Genomic DNA, 20,116 nt, shown 5'->3' on the forward strand with positions numbered 1-20,116 from the left:
TACCACTGTAGACACTAAGCACGATTTTTACGCAGTTGCGCACATAAATGCAACAATTTTGAATAAATATTTATAAATCTCGCGTCAATATTCGTATTAGGGCTATCTTCGTGCGACAAAAAAGCCACCGAAAGGTGGCTTTTGTCAGTCGTGTGGCGGTTTGTTAATGGCCGATAATGCGTGATTACAAGCCTTCGCGCTCAATCGGGCAGCTCATACAGCGCGCGCCGCCGCGGCCTCTTCCTAATTGGTCGCCGGGGATCGGCAGTACTTTGATGCCTGCTTTGTCGTATTTTTCGTTGGTGTAGACATTGCCTTCGTAACCAATGACAACGCCTGGGCGAACGGTGAGTACGTTATTGGCATCATTCCATTGTTCGCGTTCTGCTTCGAAGCTATCCCCCCCTGTGGTGATGATATTGAGCTGGGGTATGTTTAGTGCCTTTTCGATGGCATGAAGGAAGTAATCCACTTCCGTGACTTTCACATCGCCTTTTCCCGCATCGGCTAAACGCCAGCATTGCAGGTCTTTACGCATCACTTCTGGATAAACAGAGAAGGTATCAAGATCCATGTGGGTCATGACTGTGTCTAAGTGCATGCAAGAGCGGTGTTTCGGCAGATTAATCGCAATCACTTCTTTTGCTTGCCCATGTTTGAACAGGCTGCGCGCCAAGGCTTCAACACCTTGAGGTGTTGTGCGTTCAGACATGCCGACAAGCACGGCACCGTTACCGATCACCAGCACATCACCACCTTCGACCATGGCATTGTCATAGTCACGTTGCTCTTCGCCGAGATAGGTGTGGAAGCTTGAGGATGCGAAGGTAGGGTGCCAGCGATAAATGGCGCGTAGATGATTGGTTTCACGCTGACGTGCAGGCTTCGCCATTGGATTCAGTGATACGCCACCATAAACCCAGCATGACGTATCACGCGTGAATAAGTGGTTAGGAAGTGGGTCGATAATAAAATCGGTGCGCTCATGCATCGCTTGCATCATAGAAGGTGATTGCAAGGGGAAGTCAATGTAGCTCAATCCCCCTAAAAGAATGTGCGCCAATTCTTCATCACTGAGGGTTTGCAAATAACCTCGCACATCTTGTGCAAACTGATAACCCAGTCGGTATTCGCCCACTTGCATGTCAAGTAGCCAGTTTTTGGCTTCTGGAATGGCCAAGGTTTCAGCCAGCAAGTCGTGTAACAGGAGGACTTCTACGCCTTCACCACGGAGTGTTTTTGCGAATTCGTCATGTTCTTCGCCGGCACGTTCTACGGCCAACACATCATCAAATAACAAATCTTTGTAGTTTGATGGCGTAAGGTGGTTTAGCGCGCGCTCTGGACGATGAAGCATCACACGCTTCAACTTTCCAACTTCTGAACCCACATATAGCTGACTCATGATCGTTTCTCTCTTGAATTTTTATTTACCCCATCTTGCGTTATGTCTGCGTTTGTCTTTTGTTCTGTGAAGAGAAATTGGCTTTCTCTCAGATCCTGATAGCAAACGGTGACATTGAACGTTTTGATGGGAAAAAATGGAGATTGAGCGACAGAATTCCAAAAGAGGGGCGTAATTTGGCAAAGACGCCTGAATACATGTCGTAAATCCATTTACCTTTATGAAAGCGAATACGATGAAACGGCGTCTTTACGGTGCGTGTTACTGCATCTGCGTAAAGGGCTTATCATGTCCGTTTTCTATCCTGTGTGCGTACTTATGCGAAATGTTTGCACACTATTCCATAATCGAGCCATTTATTAGAGCAAGATACCGCTAACGCTAGGGTTATTTAGCATCTTGTCTTGTTATTACTCTGTTCTCAAATAATGACAACCTTGTTCCTTAAGGTCAATTTTACTTTTAATTAGCACGTAAAGGTGTGATTTATTGCTGTGGTAAAGACAGGATTTAGGGGCGCAAAATTGACGTGAAATCGTCATGGAAAAGCGCATCAATCCGTGCCATAGTTCCCCCGTATTTTCTCAGTCTGGAGTTATCCAATGTCTTACGCTGACATTATTGAAGAACAAAAAGCCGAAACACGCGAAATCATTGCTGCACTGCTAGATGACGGCAGCGATCCAGATGCGCTTTACACCATTGAGCACCACTTGTCTGCGGACAGCTTTGCTGAATTGGAAACGGCTGCAGTGGAAGCGTTTAAGTTGGGTTTTGAAGTGTTTGAAGCGGAAGAGCTTGAGCTTGAAGACGGCAGCACAGTTGTTTGCTTTGACGCGGTAATGGAAACTGCATTGGACGCTGAGCGTATCGACGAGCAAGTAGAAAAGCTCGTCGCTCTGGCAGAAAAAAACAAGATCGATTATGACGGTTGGGGCACGTACTTTGAGTCTGATGAAGAAGATGACGAAGAAGAAGGTGATCTCGAGGAAGAAGAAGACGCGAAGTAATTCACCGTTGTTCAGAAAAAAGCCGGCTTGCCGGCTTTTTTTGTCGCTAAAAAATGCTTACTTCAGTGTTTTCAGCATGCAGACTTCACAATCGCTGTGCCCTGTGTTTCCCAATGGGCCATCGAGTTGTTTAAAGCCCATCGACGCATAGAGACCGATAGCTTCTTTGAGGCAGGCGGTTGTTTCAAGGTAGCAGGCGTCATAGCCCTGTTCTCGCGCAAATTTGAGTGCATGGGCCACCATTCTTCGTGCGAAGCCTTTGCCGCGGAGCACTGGGCGAAAATACATTTTCTGAAGCTCGCAGGTATTTTCTTGTCCGAGCAAAGGGGCGATACCGCCTCCGCCTAATATTTTCCCATCCTTCTCAACCACCCAGTAAGCCGCATTGTCTGCTTTGTAGCTTTCACTGAGCGTGTCCAGCGTTGGATCTGCCACGCTGTAGCCTTTGTCTTCGGTGAGACCATATTCGGCAGACACTTTACGAATTACCGCAGCAATGGCGGCGTTGTCTGCGGGCTCTAACAAGCGAAAGGTAAACCCTTTTTGTTTTTCGCTTTGTTCCATTGCGCGGTTATATCGCGAAAGGGAAGAAGATAGGACATCAATTTCATCGCTGTCTAACTGCTCTAGGTACAAGGCAATTTCTTGGTTTATGCCTTCGTGGTGTGCATTTAAGCGTGTTCGTCCTGTGTCGGTGAGCTGATAGCTTGGTTGTGTGTGGGCAGATTTGACGTGATAGGCGATGTTGTTATTGTTGATTAAGATCGCCAAGGTGCGGTTGGCATTCGCGACATCAATATTAAGGCGAGAAGCCAATTGATCGGCGTTGAGGTTTTTTTGTTCTAACTCAATCAGAACATGGCATTGGATGGTGGTGAGACCGCTGGTGCCGTAGATATTGTCCAGCAGCCCTCTATGCCTTAGCAATTGACGCACTAACTGTCGAATTTCAATGGGTCCGGTGTTCATCCTTAATCCTCTCATGTCCTTAAAAATACTGCCTTTATGATTGTGCCTGAAAATGGGGCAATTGCACCTGTCGCGTTTACCTTATTCTTGAAAAGCTTAGAAAGAAAACGCCCCAACTTCGATGCTCTTCTTTTGACTGAGCGCGATGAGACGCCTTGAAATCTGCGCGTTGGTGACACGTGGAAATAAGTTGTACGGCTGTTGCAATACAAAGAGTCGTTTAGTTCGCAGTTGGCGAGGTCTGGACTGCGTAATGCCTTGATGGTAATTAGAATGTGATATTAAAAATAATTAAACCCGATGCATTCGGGCAGGACAAGGTGTTGGCAAGGAGTGCCTATTATGGAAAACAAAATGACGTTTCACGGCTCGGGCCGTGAGTACTTCGGGATATGGATAGTCAATATTCTTCTGAGCGTGTTAACGCTCGGGATCTATTCAGCGTGGGCGAAAGTGCGCACTAAGCGCTATTTCTATGGAAATACAGAACTGGCCGGTGATCGCTTCGAATATCACGCAACGCCGATTCAAATTCTGATTGGACGTATCGTTGCGACCATTGCCGTCATCATCTGGTTTGCTGTTGGGCAGTTCTTTCCTATCGCCTCAATGTTCCTTTTGGTCTTCGGGCTGCTGGTGATGCCATGGTTGCTCCGAAACAATGCTCGGTTTAATGCAAAGATGACCAGCTTTAGAAACGTGAGACTCAATTTCACGGGCACACTGTTAGGCGCTTATGGCAACATTTTGGGACGGGGCGCTGTTTTCTGTTTCATCATTTTTGTTGTTGCCATGATTGCGTCAGCGCAAATAAGTGTGGGTGTCACGATAGGCACGATCTTGGTGGGTATAGCGGTACTGTTTGTTACCTATGCGTGGATCATTAAAGGCATCTCGAGTTATTTCGCCAACGGTTATGGTTACGGCAAGCTGAAATTTAAGGCTGAGCTTTCAACGGGCTTTTTTGTCCGCACCTATTTATGGGCCATTTTGATCGGGGCAATCACCATGATAGCGGTGAGTATTGCGTCGGCGTTGGTGACAGGGATTTTCGTCGTGTTCAGTGACCCGTCGTCTTGGGCGGGGATGGATGGCTTTCCTGACAATTTCGACCCTGATAACTTAACGCTCGATAACCTGTTCGCGTTTGCCGGTGTCTTCGTGATGCTCATGGTCGGCTACGGTTTGTTTTTCGCGGCCATGTTGGTGGTAACGGCATTTATTGCATGCCGAACCCGTAACCATGTGTTTAACCAAATGCAGATTGAAGGCATGCCTGACTATCGTTTGGGGTCGAACATGGACACGACGAGTTATGCCTTATTGATCATCACCAACTTCTTCTTGCAGGTCTTTACCTTGGGTCTTGCTCGACCATGGGTGAAGGTGAGAACCGCCCGCTATGTGTTATCCGTTACCACTGTGCATGGTGATTTGAATGAGTTGACCGCATTTGACGATCAATTAGATGCCAATTCATCCATTGGTGATGAAGTCTCTCAAGCCTTTGATTTGGAAATCGGGATCGGGTAATGACGGAAGGATATGCTTATCCCCCGCAGCAATCGAGCCGAATGCGTGCGACCTTGATGGTATTGGGTGAGACACGTGCTGTGTTGCAATACGAAGACCATCGTATTGATTGCCGCTTAGAAGAGATCACATGCACTGAGAAGGTGGGGAATATTCCCATTAAACTTCGCTTTCCTGATGGTGATCTTTTCATTCCTGACAATGAAAGTGCATTGCCTGCTTACTTTCTGCAATCCCAAAAAAGCGGATTATCGTGGCTTGAAAGTAGCAAGTTGGCGATCCTCTCTTGCGTGTTCATTGCCGTTTTGCTCATTGGAGCATTCTTCTACGTTGGGTTGCCCAGTATGAGCAAAGGGATTGTGACTCTTTTGCCTGAGGAAGTGCCTGTAGCTGTTGGTGAACATGTGCTTTCACAGCTAGACGAGCGCTTGCTGAAACCGTCAGAGCTTCCCATTGAGCAGCGAACGCATATTCAGGCAGAGTTTGATCGACTCGTGGCTGATTTACCGCCTATGCCAGTGCCTCCTCGCTTGGTTTTTCGTTCTTGGGAGCGAGGGCCGAATGCGTTTGCATTGAGTGATGGGACGGTGATCCTGATGGATTCTTTAGTCGCGATAGCTGATAGCGATCGCCAACTGAATGCGATTCTGCTTCATGAGCTTGGGCACGTTTACTATCAGCACGTGATGACATCACTCGTGCAATCTACCTTGGTATCGGTGTCTGTCGCGGTGATCACCGGGGAAAGCACGGGCGTGATTGATACTTTAACGGGTCTGGGAGTGCTGTTTGTCACTGCGGGATATTCGCGTGAAAATGAAGAAGAGTCTGATGCCTTTTCGGCAACACATTTAATGGCAAAGTATGGTGACACCACTGCGCTTGCTGAGATGTTTGAGAAACTTAGTGCGGCCCACGGCGCTGAAATGTCGATGGAGTGGTTGAGTTCCCATCCTGATACTAACACGCGTATAGAAGCGGCAAAGCAGTTCAATCCGTAGGGAAGTATACGCGCAGGTGCCGTATATCACTGTAATGAAAAAGCAGCCAGAAGGCTGCTTTTTCATTAATGGGTAACCTGGTTGGTCGGGAACGGATTGTGCGCTACGCGATCATTGAATCATGGTGACAATACCAAGTATTCAGTGTTGCTCTTTTTTGCCATACCTTCTCATGGAAATAGTACGCCATGGTGTTGATACAAGGTTCAATCATTGCCATGAGACTGCCCACCAATATGTCTCCTGTTAGCAAATACACGACGGTAAACGCGACACTGAAGTGAACAGCAGCAAAGCTCGCGGTTTTACGGCCTGGGTTACCGCGCAGTGCATTTTTCAACATCTTGCTCTCCCACGCTTTTTCATGGAAGTAAAAGGCAACGGTGTTGACCATAGGCTCTACCATGGCAATCAAGCTACCCAGCAGAATATCGCCCGTCAGGACAAACGCGACAGTGAACGCAACGGTAAAGTGAATCACAGCAAAACTTACGGTTTTTTTCATAATCAGTTCCTCATCGGTATGAGCTGATTATTACGAACGATTATCAATTAGGTAAGTTGGTATGCTTTATCTATTCGATAGACAATAACTATCAATTACTCTGAGAAACGGATGCATGATTAATTACTGGTTGGGTATGGTGGTACTTTTTCTCATTGAAAGCTGACATGAGATCGCCAATAAGCAGGGGCTTATAGAAGTAGTACCCTTGCGCCATATCTAAACCTGCCTCTCGTGCCGCATTCACTTGCTCTTCTGTCTCCAGTCCTTCAATGAGCACTTTTTTCCCCATGCCACTGAGCATGTTGACCATGCCTCCTAATAACCGATCGGCGCGCTCACATTTGCTGAGCTCCCACGTAAATATACGATCAATTTTTATTACCGACACAGGGAGTTCGAGCAGATAGCCAAAGGAGGAGTATCCACTGCCAAAGTCATCCAAATGCAAACACCATTGCTGCGTATGGAGTTCAGCCATTTTCTTTCTAGAGCCTTCTCCTTGCACCATACAACCTTCGGTGATTTCTAGAGAGATACGCTTTTTGTCAATTTGATAGGTTGCCAGCATTTGATTTAAAAACGGAATAAGTTCTCTTCGATTAAATGAAAGCGGGGAGATGTTGATGGCAATCTCTGGAAATTCAGGGTTTTCGGCCATGATCTGACACACGGAGCGAAAAACAAACATGTCCAGCTCAAAACTCAGTCCAGCAGCTTCTGCAATGGGAACAAATACGGCGGGGGAAACATGCCCCAGTTCTTGGTGATGCCAACGCACTAAGGCCTCTGCGCCTATGATGGAGCCATCATGAATACACACTTTAGGCTGAAACATCATGTAGAGCTTTTCGTCAGTCAGATCTTGGCGAAGCTTATTGATGATGAGCAGTCTTTCATTGCAGTTTTTTTCCATGAGGCTATCAAAGGTTAGCGTTTCTCCTCTTCGCTGAATTTTGGCTTGCTTTAAGGCCATTTCGGCACGACATAGCGCTTTTTCAATACAGTTATCATCTTCATTTAATACGATTTTATGCAAGCCAGCACTGACACCGAGGCGAATGGAGCCAACTTCCTGCAGAGACAACGTTGTCTCTTGGATTGATTGAAGTGTATCTAGGAGTGCGGGTTCATCAATAGGGGTAGCAATTGCAAATGAGTCACTGTGAAGGCGAGCAATAACGCTGTTACTAGGAAGACTTTGTTTTAAAACATTGGCGAAAGCGCGCAAGACTTTGCTACCAAAATCAAACCCCAGAGATTCGGTGATTTGGTGGAAATCATCAATATCGATCACTGAGAGGGTGAGCGCGCCTTCTTTTTCCAACAGCGAAGGCGCATAGTTATCGACAAACCCTAGGCGACTCGCGAGGCCTGTGACTTCATCGACGAATGCCGCATCCAATAATTGGCTGATGTACTTGGTGTTCTCAAGCCCTAACGAGGCGTTTTGAATAAATACGGAAAGCAGTTCTGGGTCGATATTGTTGATAGCATCTTCTTTGTCGCTATGGATGTAAATGACGGCTCTCCATTGGCTTGGCGTACTGAGGTACAATGCGACATCATTACCTCGAATAATATTGCGTGATTCTTTAAGTGATTGATGAATAACGCTGAGAGATGCATCATCGAGTGGAAGTTGTTCTAATTTTTTACCAAAAGCATTGAGGTATTTCTGGCTAGCAGCAACAACAATACTTTCATTTTCTTCTGATTTAGATTGGTAGTAGATTTTGGCCAATTCTTTGGGTGGGTTCATTGGACGGGTAGAAACACAGAATATCCCTTCTGAGTGAATATCAAAGAGCACATTGATCTGTTCAAGAACGCCTTCAGAAAAGCGGGCAAGTGAACGCTCTTGAAATTGATCCGCGCTAGACTCAATGATTTTCCTTAAACCATCGCGACTTTTTTCAATCGATATTAGATTTTTGTATGACCGAATGGCGGTGCAGATGGTGCTAAAGAGTTTATTGCGTGTCAGTTCATTTTTTGTTTTATAGTCGTTGATCTCAAAGCGTTCAATGATGGCTTCTTCAGGCGCGTATCCCGGTTGGCCTGTGCGTAATACGATTTGCGTGGTTTTGTTATTGAGCTCATTGCGTATGATATTGGCAAGGACAAGCCCTGCATCTTCTTTTTCCATGACCACATCGAGCAGCACCACAGCAGTGTCCGGATGTTGCTGAAGGAGTGCTTTACCTTCTTCGCCAGAATAAGCATGTAGAAAACTGAGTGGGTAGCCCATGACGCTGATATTGCGCAGTGCGAGCGTTGTTGCCTGATGCATTGATTCTTCATCATCGATCACTGCAATTTTCCAGGTTTTTCCAGTCTCTGGGCGGCAAGATGGTGTTGATGGCGTATCGATTATATTGATTTTAAATGCACTCATACGTCACCTCATTTTGTGTGATTACCATCGGTAGCCGTATTTCAAAAACAGCACCATTATCACTACTGACTGATATCTCTCCTTGAAGCGTATTTACGATCAAGTTGTAGACAATGTGCATGCCCATCCCTGAGCCTCCTTTACCAAGTCGTGTTGTATAAAAAGGCTCGAAAATGCGCTTTTGAGCCTTTTCATCTAATCCTTTTCCTGTGTCGTGATATACGATGCTTACATGGTCATTGATTCGTCTAACGGTGAGCGTGATTTCTCCCGAGCTTTGATCTTCAAAACCATGAATGATGGAGTTATTAAAGAGGTTGGTGAACACTTGGCCTATGGGGCCTGGGTAGCTCACCATTGGAATGTTTTCATCAATATCGGCAACGTAAGTGATAGGGCGGTTTTTGATCAAATGATGGAGCGTGCTGTAAACCTCACGCATCAGTGCGCCGAGTTCAAAATCACGCAGTTGCTCACTGGTCTGATCGTTCGCGACTTGCTTGAAGCTATTAATGAGATCGGAGGCTTGCCTGAGAGAACGGTTGAGCACGTGAAATGACTCATTACTGACATCACCAAAATTATCGAGGTGTGTGCGTTCTATCTCTCCTGAATGAAGCTTGAGCATAAATTTACGATGTTCATCTTCTAGCGTACTTGCCATCGTGACGGAGATGCCCAGAGGGGTATTAATTTCGTGGGAAACCCCTGCCACTAAGCTGCCTAGAGACGACATCTTTTCGGTTTCGATGAGTTTTGATTGCGCAGACTTGAGGTTCTCTAGTGCATTGGTTAGATCGATTTTGTCTTGCTTAAGTACATTTTTCTGCTTCGCGTTTTCTTCTCTCAGGCTATCAATCTCTGAGAGTTCATACTGAAAGGTTTTCAGGCTTTGTGTGATGCGCCCGAGCTCATTGTCTTCTGCTGCATCAAATTCAATGTCTCTTTGGCCCATTCTTAGAGAGTTGATGGCTTTGTCTACTTTCTTCAGAGGGGTAAACAATGAGCGCCGGAAGAAAAGAATGATAGTAGCAAGCACGGTTGCTGAAATTAAAATGACGATGGAGAGAATATATACAGCGATGGTTGCTGCGTGATTTAGGCGCTCTGACTCTTTGAGCAACAAGTTATCTGAATGATCAGCCATCTTGTTGAGAATGGCCTTCATGCGTGGATATTCATTGTGACCGTAGTAATCAACGGCTCTAAATGCGCTTAGCTGAGCACCATTGTCGAACACTTGAAATAGCTCTGTTGCCGTTGTAAGAAAGTGGTTAAATTGGCGTTTGGCTGAATCCAATTGCGCTAGGCGTGACGCGTTTTTTTCCAAAGGGATGAGTCTATGGATGTAATGATTAAACTCATCTGCATCTGTGAAGAACTGGGCTTTTGCGTCGGTATCGCCCGAAAGAAAACGCTTGAAATCAGCTTGTACGTCAGTCACTTCATCAAGGAGTTCTGCGTAGTATTCAATCGTTACTTGGTATGTGTTTCCGCCAGGGGCATCATGTTTTTTTGCTTCTGTGAGCACATCCTCAAGCATTGTCAGGAGCAACGCTTGTAATGGCTCAGAGATTGTTTGAATCCGCAGTTTAGCTTGTTGTTCAGCCAAAGGATCAAACGCATCAAAAATACGAGAATTGGCGAAGAGCACAAGGTTTTTTTGAAGCACATCAACTTTGGCTATGTCCTCGCTAATGGCGGCATTATTCGTGGCAACGACTTGGCTTTTGTATTCAGAGAAAGCGTCATAATTCTGCTTAAAGTCTGCGCGCTCCTCAATTTCACCGTTGGTGTACTCCATCAAGTTGATCATCATTTCACCCAACTCATCAACCATATGAATGGTAGCGATGGCATTGGGGAGCGCTTTGTTCAATAAGTCATCCGTACTGGCTCGTGTTTGTACAGCAACCCAGATAGTGACGGACGAAATGGTGAACATAAGAACGGTCAAAGAGAGCAATGCAAAGTTCATTTTTTGTGCAATTGAGTTCATTTTATAACGTACTTTTTGCAGGATTTCGTACGATAAAAGGTAGCAACTGATAGAGCTCTCAATATAAATGTGCTTTTCTATTGCGGCTAATGTCACGTAAATGAAAATATAAAGGTTGGAGGTATCTGAGTTGTGTAATTAGAGAACTATCACTAATGATTTGTTTCTAAAGATAATTAAGAGAGGTATGGGTAAAAAAACGGCCCCAACAAGTGAGGCCGTGATATTTGGTGTTATTACAGCAAAAGTCTGGAAGTTTTACAGTCCAGCGATAGTTGCTTTTTGTTCTTCCAATTTCACTAATGTTTCTTTGTAGCCATCAAGCTTCGCGCGCTCAGCGTCAACAACCGCTTCTGGTGCTTTAGCAACAAAGCCTTGGTTGCCTAACTTACCAGCAATACGCTTGATCTCGCCTTCGGTTTTCGCGATTTCTTTGTCTAGACGAGCAAGCTCTGCATCTTTGTCGATAAGGCCTGCCATTGGGATCATCAGCGTAGACTTACCAACCAGTGCAGTTGCACACGCTGGCGTTTCTTCGTCTGCAGTCAGTACACGAACGCCTTCAAGCTTAGCCAGTGATGCCAAGACTTTGGTGTTTGCTTCTAGACGCGCCACGTCTTTCTCGTCTGCGGCTTTCAGCATCACATCAAGCGCTTTGCTTGGTGCGATGTCGTACTCTGCACGCAGGTTACGGATAGACGTAATAAACGCTTTCACCCACTCGATGTCAGCCAGTGCATTGGCATCGAACTGTGCTTCATCGTATTGAGGCAATGCTTGTAGCATGATGGTTTCATCAAAGTCAGCCGCATCAATACCTTCAACCAATGGCTTAACGCTCTGCCAGATAGATTCGGTGATATATGGCAATACTGGGTGAGCAAGACGAAGCGTCTTCTCAAGCACAGTGATCAGCGTGTAGCGGGTTGCTTGCTGCTGTGCTTCCGTGCCTTTCCAAAGAACAGGTTTGGTCAGCTCTAAGTACCAGTCACAGAATTGATTCCAGATGAATTCGTACAGCGTGTTTGCTGCCATATCCAAACGGAAGTTCTCGATGTGTGCGTTGAAATCTTTTGCTGCCAGCTGGAATTGAGATTCAATCCATTTGTCTGCCAATGAGAATTCCATCGCGGCGCGCTGCTCTTGAGACAAAGAGGTGCCACAATCTTGGTCTTCTGCGTTCATCAGTACGTAACGGCTTGCGTTCCATAGCTTGTTACAGAAGTTGCGGTAACCTTCAAGGCGTTTCATGTCCCAGTTGATGTCACGGCCGGTTGATGCCATGGCGGCTAGGGTGAAACGCAGTGCGTCTGTACCGTAAGGTTCGATACCGCCTTCAAACGCTTTACGGGTGTTCTTTTCAATCTTGGCTGCAAGCTGAGGCTGCATCATGTTGCCACAACGCTTCTCAACCAGAGATTCCAGATCAATACCGTCAATCATGTCGATTGGGTCAAGTACGTTGCCCTTTGATTTCGACATCTTGTCGCCGTTCTCATCACGGATAAGACCGGTAACGTAAACGGTTTTGAATGGCACTTGTGGCTTGCCGTCTTCGTCTTTACAGAAATGCATGGTCATCATGATCATGCGCGCAACCCAGAAGAAGATGATGTCAAAACCAGTAACCAACACGTCAGACGGGTGGAAGGTTTTCAGATCTGGGGTCTGCTCAGGCCAGCCTTGTGTACCGAAGGTCCAAAGCGCAGAGGAAAACCAGGTATCCAGTACATCGTCGTCTTGGCGAAGCACAACCACAGGGGCAAGGTTGTTTTGCTCACGCACTTCTTCTTCGCTGCGACCAACATAAACGTTACCGTCGTTGTCATACCATGCAGGAATGCGGTGACCCCACCAAAGTTGGCGAGAGATACACCAATCTTGAATGTCACGCATCCAAGAGAAGTACATGTTTTCGTATTGTTTAGGCACGAATTGAATGTCGCCATTCTCAACAGCTTCAACGGCAGGTTTCGCCAGCGTTGCAGCACGCACGTACCATTGGTCAGTCAGCATTGGCTCAATGACCACACCACCACGGTCGCCGTAAGGCACAGTGAGATCGTGATCTTTGATTTCTTCAAGCAGACCGAGTGTGTCGAATTCAGCAACGATTGCTTTACGTGCAGCGAAACGTTCCATGCCACGGTAAGCTTCTGGAAGCTCCGAGTTGTATGCTTCGCTTGCTTCGCCGTTGGTGTTGAACACTTCAGCGCTGTCACGGATGTCAGCATTGAAGGTCAGGATGTTGATCATTGGCAACTGGTGGCGTTTGCCGACTTCATAGTCATTGAAGTCGTGCGCAGGGGTGATCTTCACACAACCTGTGCCTTTTTCCATGTCTGCGTGCTCATCGCCCACGATAGGGATGCGACGATTCACGATTGGCAGCATGATTTCTTTGCCGATCAGCGCTTTGTAGCGCGGGTCTTCAGGGTTTACAGCAACACCTGTGTCGCCCAGCATGGTTTCTGGACGTGTGGTTGCAACAACAATGTAGTCTTTGCCGTCTGCTGTTTTTACGCCGTCAGCCAGTGGGTAACGGAAATGCCACATGTGGCCTTTCACGTCTTTATTTTCGACTTCTAGGTCAGAAATTGCAGTGTGCAGTTTCGGGTCCCAGTTAACCAGACGCTTACCACGGTAGATAAGATCTTCTTGGAAAAGACGAACAAACACTTCTTGAACGGCGTTAGACAGGCCGTCATCCATGGTGAATCGTTCACGATCCCAGTCGACAGATGCGCCAAGACGACGAAGCTGCTTGGTGATGGTGCCACCGGATTCGCCTTTCCACTCCCAAATCTTGTCGATGAACGCCTCACGACCGTAATCGTGTTTTGTTTTGCCTTCTTCTGCGGCAATTTTGCGTTCAACAACCATTTGTGTCGCGATACCAGCGTGGTCAGTACCCACTTGCCACAAGGTGTTTTTACCTTTCATGCGCTCACAGCGGATCAAGGTATCCATAATGGTATCTTGGAACGCGTGGCCCATGTGAAGGCTACCAGTGACATTTGGTGGTGGGATCATGATGCTGTATGCATCTTTTGATGTGTCACCGTGAGGCTTAAAGTAACCAGCCTCTTCCCAGCGCTGGTAAAGCGCCGTTTCAATTGATGTTGGGTTGTATGTCTTTTCCATAGCGCTCTTGATGGCTCAGTGTGATGTAACCCTTTTTCGTCGATTTCCTTCGTTGCCAATCAGTCAGTGTTTGGCAAAAAAGTGCGTCAATTACTTGAGGTATCGGACATTTCGTTCATGGCGAGGGTTCGCATTTGTCGCCCCGCCATGCGATAAATTTTGTAGCGCTCTCTTGCTTGTTGCTTGAGAGCTTCTTCGCAAGGCACGAAGTCTACCACTTGTGCAAAGGAAGGCGCAAAAGTTGCTGCTTCTTCGGCCAAGTTTATCAGGACATTTCGGTGTCCTGAAGGCCTAACACCCGCCCAACCAATTTCGACTTGCGCACCACCTCGTGGCCCTTCGCCCACTAAGTTATGGGGAACGAATTGATCAGGAGAAAGTTGCCAAAGCTGCTCATCGACCTTTTCGGCTTGAGGCTTGTCATTGGCCGAAATGTAAACCTTCATGCCTTGCTGGCTATAAAGGGCGGAAAGCTGGCAGACTTTATCCAACATACTCTGCTGAGGCTGAGTGTCGGATTCATCTAAAAGATAAAAGGTTGCCAGTGCCATTTCATTGTCCTTTATAGCGCGTGTTTTCTTGGCTCAGTGTGCGGTGAGATTGCTTTAAAAGCCATCGCTTTGTGTAATCCTTTCGACCAAACCAGATCTTAAAAACCGAGACATGAAAAAAGGAGGCCTTGGCCTCCTTTTCTGTTCAGCGGTATTTGTTATTCCACTGTCTCTAGGCCTGAACGGTTCAGAAGGAACTGGACAAGCAATGGGACAGGGCGACCGGTTGCACCTTTGTTTGCGCCACCACGGAAGGAGGTACCAGCAACATCAAGGTGTGCCCAATTGTATTTCTTCGCAAAGCGGGACAAGAAACAGCCGGCTACGATTGTGCCACCACCAGGGCTACCAATATTCGCCATATCAGCAAATGGGCTCTTCAGCTGCTCTTGGTACTCTTCTGTCATCGGCAGGCGCCATGCTCGATCACCCGCTTGCTCAGACGCATTCACGATTTCGTGTGCCAGTGGGTTGTGGTTAGAGATCAAGCCACTGATGTGATGGCTCAATGCCACGATACACGCGCCGGTTAGGGTTGCTACGTCAACCACGCATTCTGGTTCGTAACGCTCGACATATGTCAACGCATCACACAGTACCAAACGGCCTTCAGCATCGGTATTCAATACTTCAACGGTTTGACCTGACATGGTGGTGACGATGTCGCCTGGGCGGTATGCATTGCCGTCAGGCATGTTTTCACACCCTGCAAGCACGCCGACAACGTTGATCGGTAAATCAAGTTTCGCGAGCGACTTCATGGTGCCAAAGACAGAGGCTGCACCACACATGTCGTACTTCATTTCGTCCATGTTTGCTGGTGGCTTCAATGAGATACCGCCGGCATCAAAGGTCAAACCTTTACCGACCAGAACGATAGGTTTCGCATCTGGATCTGGGTGGCCTTTGTATTCCATGATCGACATGAATGATTCGTTCTTCGAGCCTTGGCCTACGGCCAGGTAAGACGTCATGCCAAGCTCTTTCATCTCTTGCTCACCAATGATTTTGGTGGTGACTTTTTCAAAGTCATCGGCAAGGCGACGTGCTTGAGAAGCAAGGTAAGCTGGGTTGGCGACGTTTGGCGGCATGTTGCCAAGGTCTTTACAGGCGTTCACACCAGAAGCAACCGCAAGGCCGTGCGCAATGGCGCGCTCGCCAAGGTTCAATTCGCGACGTGTTGGTACATTGAAGACCAATTTGCGAAGTGGACGGCGTGTTTCTGGTTTAACACTTTTGAATTGATTAAAGGTGTAGAGGCTGTCTTTGGTGCTTTCAACGGCCTGGCGGACTTTCCAGTATGTGTCGCGACCTTTAACGTGCAGTTCAGTCAGGAAGCAAACGGCTTCCATTGAGCCTGTTTCGTTAAGGGTGTTGATGGTGTTTTTGATGATTTCTTTATATTGACGTTCACCAAGCTCACGCTCTTTACCACAACCTACCAACAGTACGCGTTCAGACAACACGTTAGGCACATGGTGCAAGAGCAGCATTTGGCCTGGCTTGCCTTCAAGATCACCACGACGCAGCAGGCTGCTAATGTATCCATCGCTGATCTTGTCGAGTTGTTCCGCAACCGGAGACAGACGGCGTGGTTCAAATACACCGACTACGATACAAGCACTGCGCTGCTTTTCGGGACTTCCGCTTTTTACACTGAACTCCATGCGTACTCCTACATCCTAAAGACAAGTGGGGCTAAATGTTGGATAATGCCCGCTTTATCGGAACTCGAATCCATGTTCGAGGTAAATTGAAACAAGCAGGTCAACACTTGGCCGAAAGATTAAAAAACAACTGATTTACCGAAAAACTATAGCGATTCGAGTAAAAAAACAAGTTTTCTAAAGGTAAAACGCCGTGATTATTGTTCGGTATTTGATCCGAGAGACAGTGAAAACGCAACTTGCGGTACTGTTTGTACTATTTCTGGTCTTTTTTAGTCAGAAATTTATCCGAGTGCTAGCAAATGCAACAGATGGTTCAATTCCGGGTAATGAAGTCCTGACATTAGTAGGACTTTATATGCCCTCGATGGCCATGTTAATGCTGCCCTTGAGTCTATATATAGGTATTTTGATCACTTTTGGCCGTCTGTACGCCGAAAGTGAAATCACCGTCATGAATGCGACAGGGATCGGAAATAAGTTTTTGATCCGCGCTGCGCTGTATCTTGCGCTTTTGACGGGGGCTGTTGCTGCCTTTAATGCGCTTTGGTTAACGCCATGGGCAAATGATAAAGAGATCAAGGTGATGGAAAGCCTTGAGTCTGAAAGCGGCCTTGAGTTGCTCGTGAAAGGCCAAATTCAATCCTCTCCTGATGGAGAAGCGGTCGTGTATGTGGGTGATATCACTGGCAGTGGTAAAGATTTACATAAAGTGTTTATCGCACAACCTGTTCCTCGCGGAACAATGCGACCGAATGTCGTTGTGGCAGAAAAAGGCTTTGTGACTGAGTTGCCTGATGGCCGTCAGGTGCTAGATCTCAACACCGGGACACGATATGAAGGTGTGCCGACACGTTTGGACTACACCGTCACCGAATATGAAAATTATCAGGTGTTGATTGGTCAACGTGAGGTAAGGCAAAAACACCGAGACTGGGATGCCGTACCGACACAGCAATTATTAAATGAACCGTCAGAACGTGCGCAAGCTGAACTGCAATGGCGTATTTCACTGGTACTGTGTATTCCATTAATGACCATGATTGTAGTGCCGTTGTCTTCGGTGAACCCACGTCAGGGGCGGTTTGCAAAACTGTTTCCTGCGGTGTTGCTCTATCTCGCTTACTTCTTAGCGATCAGTGCTGCGAAATCGGCGATAGAGGAGGGGAACCTTGCACCTGAAATCGGGCTTTGGAGCGTCAATATCATTGCCTTGCTCGTGGCATTTATTCTCATAAGCTGGGATAGCTTACCGATGCGCAAGCTAAAATATCGACTGCGGAGAGCAGCCTAATGTTTAAAATTCTCGATCTCTACATCGGGCGAACCATTATCGCGACGACGACCTTGTGTCTCGCGACCTTGGTGGGGCTTTCTGCCATTATCAAATTCGTTGAGCAGCTACGTTCTGTGGGCGATGGTATTTTTACCATGATGACCGCGGTGCAATATGTCTTGTTGAGTATGCCGCGTGATATCGAGATGTTTTTCCCTATGGCGGTGTTGCTGGGGGCGTTGATTGGTCTTGGAACATTGGCGTCCAGTTCTGAACTTGTGGTGATGCAAGCCTCTGGCTTTTCAAAGCTAGATATTGGCCTTTCCGTTTTGAAGACGGCAATGCCACTGATGCTGATCGTATTGGCGCTTGGTCAATGGGGTGCACCTGATGCGCAAAAAGCCGCACGTGAACTAAGAGCTTTTGCGAAGTCGGGCGGTAACGTCATGTCGGTGCGAAGTGGTGTGTGGGCGAAAGATGGCGGTGACTTTATCTACATCGCACGTACTGATCAGAAAGAATCGTTAACGGGCGTTAACATCTGGAAGTTTGATGACGAACAGAACCTAAAAGAAATGGTGTTCGCGCAAAGCGGCGATTTTCTGGATAAAGATAGTTGGCTGTTGAACAACGTGACGATCACGCATTTTAGCGGTGCCGTTAAAATCGATGAGACGAAAAAAGATGAGTTAGCTTGGCGTACCACACTGACGCCAGAGAAGCTTTCTATCGTAACGGTGAAGCCTGAAGAGTTATCACTATCAGGTGTCTATAGCTATGTAGAGTATTTGAAAGCGTCTGAACAAGATGCTTCCCGTTATGAACTCGCCTTGTGGCGTAAAGTGCTCCAACCGCTTTCTATTGGTGTAATGATGCTGCTGGCCTTGAGTTTTGTCTTTGGTCCACTTCGTTCTGTGACCATGGGGGCGAGGGTGTTGTCTGGCGTGATCTTTGGTTTCGGTTTCTATATCTCGAATGAGGTGTTTGGACCACTGACCTTGGTTTACCAGTTACCTCCGTTCTTTGGCGCGGTTGCGCCTAGTTTGGCATTCATCGGTGTGACCTTGTACCTGTTGAATAGAAAGCTATAAGCTAGCGACGTCTCGTATCAGCGAGTTCGAGAGACATCGAATATACAAAGAGGGAGCACATGTGCTCCCTCTTTTACGTTTGTATGATGGGGTCTTTTGATGGAACGCTACCCCATACTTGAGGCTCTATTTTTCAATTTTAATCACTTGGCTGTGAGAGAAGTGATCTTGAAACGCTCGGTTGTTTCGATCAAATAGCGTAAGAAGATTGCCAATCCCCAAGCAAGACGTAGCCATTCGAATCAGAGACTGCGTAAAAGTGATGTTTCCGCCAAATTCGCTCACGACTCTCAGTTTCCATGCTTTCATGCCAACTGTCTGTCCGGCGCGCGTCCAGAAGAAGGCATAGAAAAGAGCGGCAACAGCAAACACGTAAACGGTGAAGAGTGGACTAACGAAAGGATCCCTGGCGAGGTAATCACTGACATCGACATAACCTTCAATAGAAAACCCAAACTGTACCGCAAGAGCAATGCCGCCCACGACAATACCGATAGCCAGCATCTCGACAGCTGCAAGCACTAACAAGTCATATAACCACGCGCCCATGCGCCTAAAAAAGCCCGCACCTTTCGGTACGCTAAAAGAAACAGAAGATTGAGACATGCCTTTGTCCAAAAAGTGAGTATGGGTAGAGTTTACCAGCGTTAGCCATGTTGTTGAATGTGTAAAAATGCCTCTACTCTAATTGGATGCATTTATAGCAAGGTGGTGAAAAAAGAAACGGTTGAACGAAAATAATGAATTAGGGGCTTGCGTCGTTGTTCGGCTTGCGTATAATTGGCCGCACTTGCCCGAGTGGTGAAATTGGTATACACGACGGATTCAAAATCCGTTTCCGAAAGGAGTGTCGGTTCAAGTCCGACCTCGGGCACCAAATTCCGAGAAAGCCCTAGTCGAAAGACTAGGGCTTTTTTCGTTATACGCTTTCAGAAAAACAAATCTCCCTTCTATATACCTGAGCTTTGATATTCATATATATCTACTTTGAACGTGTATGCATGTCGGTTTTCATAAACCTGCTCGGTGACACGTTAAGAACTTCTGCATATGTCTCTATGCTCACAAAGTGTATCTTTTCACGCTGTTCATCTTTCTTTATGTGGAAAGGGTGAATAGAGACACTTTTTCTTCTCTATATAGAAAGATGTACCACAGGGTGACGTTTAAGGTGCAATCTGTCATTACTGTAGGAATGTGTTCAAACCTTGTCCTATCTGGGATTGGCGATCTCTATATATAGAAAAGAAACACCGTTGGTTTGTGCCTTATTTCCATGCTTAATAGTGGCTGAGGGGGTTTATGGTGTGCCACATGCAGTAAATGCGGTGAGAAAAGCCGATTTTTCGCTCAATAAGTATGCTAAAAAGTGGTTTTTGTGCAAAACTCGAACGCTTGACCCTGTTTTATTAAGTTTTTTGAAATTAGCTATTGCCAAGCAGTTCGAAGTCTCTATAATGCGGCCCATCGACACGGAACACGGCGAGTTAAGCCGGTGACCAAGTCAACGTTCTTTAACAATTTGACCTATACAATCTGTGTGGGCACTCGTACTTGATAGACATAA

General features: G+C 46.7%; 14 protein-coding genes and 1 tRNA gene. 6 read left to right on the top strand and 9 right to left on the bottom strand.

Annotated features, from left to right (window positions below; translation table 11 throughout):
- Window positions 1–184: 184 nt before the first annotated feature.
- Window positions 185–1,405 (bottom strand): arginine deiminase, encoded by a 1,221-nt coding sequence (gene arcA / locus BM082_RS15625; protein ID WP_017008654.1) that lies wholly within the window; start codon window positions 1,403–1,405, stop codon window positions 185–187.
- A gap of 602 nt (window positions 1,406–2,007) precedes the next feature.
- On the opposite strand from arcA, the gene rraB reads away from it, so the two are divergent.
- On the top strand, window positions 2,008–2,415 hold the full coding sequence (gene rraB / locus BM082_RS15630; protein ID WP_017013203.1) for a ribonuclease E inhibitor RraB: 408 nt from the start codon (window positions 2,008–2,010) through the stop codon (window positions 2,413–2,415).
- Window positions 2,416–2,472: 57 nt separating this feature from the next.
- On the opposite strand, the gene BM082_RS15635 is transcribed toward rraB, so the two are convergent.
- Window positions 2,473–3,384 carry a bifunctional helix-turn-helix transcriptional regulator/GNAT family N-acetyltransferase gene (locus tag BM082_RS15635; protein ID WP_017013202.1) on the bottom strand — a complete coding sequence of 304 codons (912 nt, stop codon included), beginning with the start codon at window positions 3,382–3,384 and terminating at the stop codon, window positions 2,473–2,475.
- 342 nt (window positions 3,385–3,726) lie between these two features.
- Between BM082_RS15635 and BM082_RS15640 the strand changes: the two genes are divergently transcribed.
- Both BM082_RS15640 and BM082_RS15645 read left to right on the top strand, forming a co-directional pair.
- Window positions 3,727–4,917: a YjgN family protein gene (locus BM082_RS15640; RefSeq protein ID WP_074927650.1), complete on the top strand. Its 1,191-nt coding sequence runs from the start codon at window positions 3,727–3,729 to the stop codon at window positions 4,915–4,917.
- Window positions 4,917–5,918, top strand: a complete 1,002-nt coding sequence (locus BM082_RS15645) for a M48 family metallopeptidase (RefSeq protein WP_244276028.1) — start codon at window positions 4,917–4,919, stop codon at window positions 5,916–5,918. Before BM082_RS15640 ends, BM082_RS15645 begins: the two co-directional genes overlap by 1 nt.
- Before the next feature lie 103 nt (window positions 5,919–6,021).
- Here BM082_RS15645 and BM082_RS15650 read toward each other — a convergent pair whose 3' ends face one another.
- From BM082_RS15650 to pepA, 6 genes are all read right to left on the bottom strand, one after another.
- Window positions 6,022–6,423: a DUF2061 domain-containing protein gene (locus BM082_RS15650; RefSeq protein WP_017013199.1), complete on the bottom strand. Its 402-nt coding sequence runs from the start codon at window positions 6,421–6,423 to the stop codon at window positions 6,022–6,024.
- Between the two features lie 91 nt (window positions 6,424–6,514).
- Window positions 6,515–8,821, bottom strand: a complete 2,307-nt coding sequence (locus BM082_RS15655) for a bifunctional diguanylate cyclase/phosphodiesterase (protein WP_074927654.1) — start codon at window positions 8,819–8,821, stop codon at window positions 6,515–6,517.
- Window positions 8,808–10,820 carry a sensor histidine kinase gene (locus BM082_RS15660; protein ID WP_017013197.1) on the bottom strand — a complete coding sequence of 671 codons (2,013 nt, stop codon included), beginning with the start codon at window positions 10,818–10,820 and terminating at the stop codon, window positions 8,808–8,810. The genes BM082_RS15655 and BM082_RS15660 overlap by 14 nt, the downstream gene beginning before the upstream one ends.
- A gap of 258 nt (window positions 10,821–11,078) precedes the next feature.
- The gene (locus BM082_RS15665; RefSeq protein ID WP_074927656.1) at window positions 11,079–13,964 is read right to left on the bottom strand and encodes a valine--tRNA ligase; all 2,886 of its coding nucleotides are present in this window, start codon (window positions 13,962–13,964) and stop codon (window positions 11,079–11,081) included.
- A gap of 86 nt (window positions 13,965–14,050) precedes the next feature.
- A complete protein-coding gene (locus BM082_RS15670) occupies window positions 14,051–14,515 on the bottom strand; it encodes a DNA polymerase III subunit chi (protein WP_017013195.1) in 465 nt (154 codons plus the stop codon).
- 158 nt (window positions 14,516–14,673) lie between these two features.
- Window positions 14,674–16,182, bottom strand: coding sequence for a leucyl aminopeptidase (gene pepA, locus BM082_RS15675; RefSeq protein WP_017008644.1), 1,509 nt, complete (start codon window positions 16,180–16,182; stop codon window positions 14,674–14,676).
- Window positions 16,183–16,375: 193 nt separating this feature from the next.
- Here pepA and lptF point away from each other — a divergent pair, with 193 nt between their 5' ends.
- Both lptF and lptG read left to right on the top strand, forming a co-directional pair.
- Window positions 16,376–17,476 (top strand): LPS export ABC transporter permease LptF, encoded by a 1,101-nt coding sequence (gene lptF, locus BM082_RS15680; RefSeq protein ID WP_026024835.1) that lies wholly within the window; start codon window positions 16,376–16,378, stop codon window positions 17,474–17,476.
- Window positions 17,476–18,549, top strand: a complete 1,074-nt coding sequence (gene lptG, locus BM082_RS15685; protein WP_017008642.1) for an LPS export ABC transporter permease LptG — start codon at window positions 17,476–17,478, stop codon at window positions 18,547–18,549. Before lptF ends, lptG begins: the two co-directional genes overlap by 1 nt.
- A gap of 126 nt (window positions 18,550–18,675) precedes the next feature.
- On the opposite strand, the gene BM082_RS15690 is transcribed toward lptG, so the two are convergent.
- Entirely contained in the window at window positions 18,676–19,155 is a 480-nt protein-coding gene (locus BM082_RS15690; RefSeq protein ID WP_017008641.1) for an RDD family protein, read from the bottom strand.
- A 186-nt stretch (window positions 19,156–19,341) separates the two neighbouring features.
- Between BM082_RS15690 and BM082_RS15695 the strand changes: the two genes are divergently transcribed.
- Window positions 19,342–19,426, top strand: a tRNA-Leu gene (locus BM082_RS15695).
- Window positions 19,427–20,116 lie beyond the last annotated feature (690 nt).

Source organism: Enterovibrio norvegicus DSM 15893 (assembly GCF_900115495.1).
Lineage (GTDB): Bacteria > Pseudomonadota > Gammaproteobacteria > Enterobacterales > Vibrionaceae > Enterovibrio > Enterovibrio norvegicus.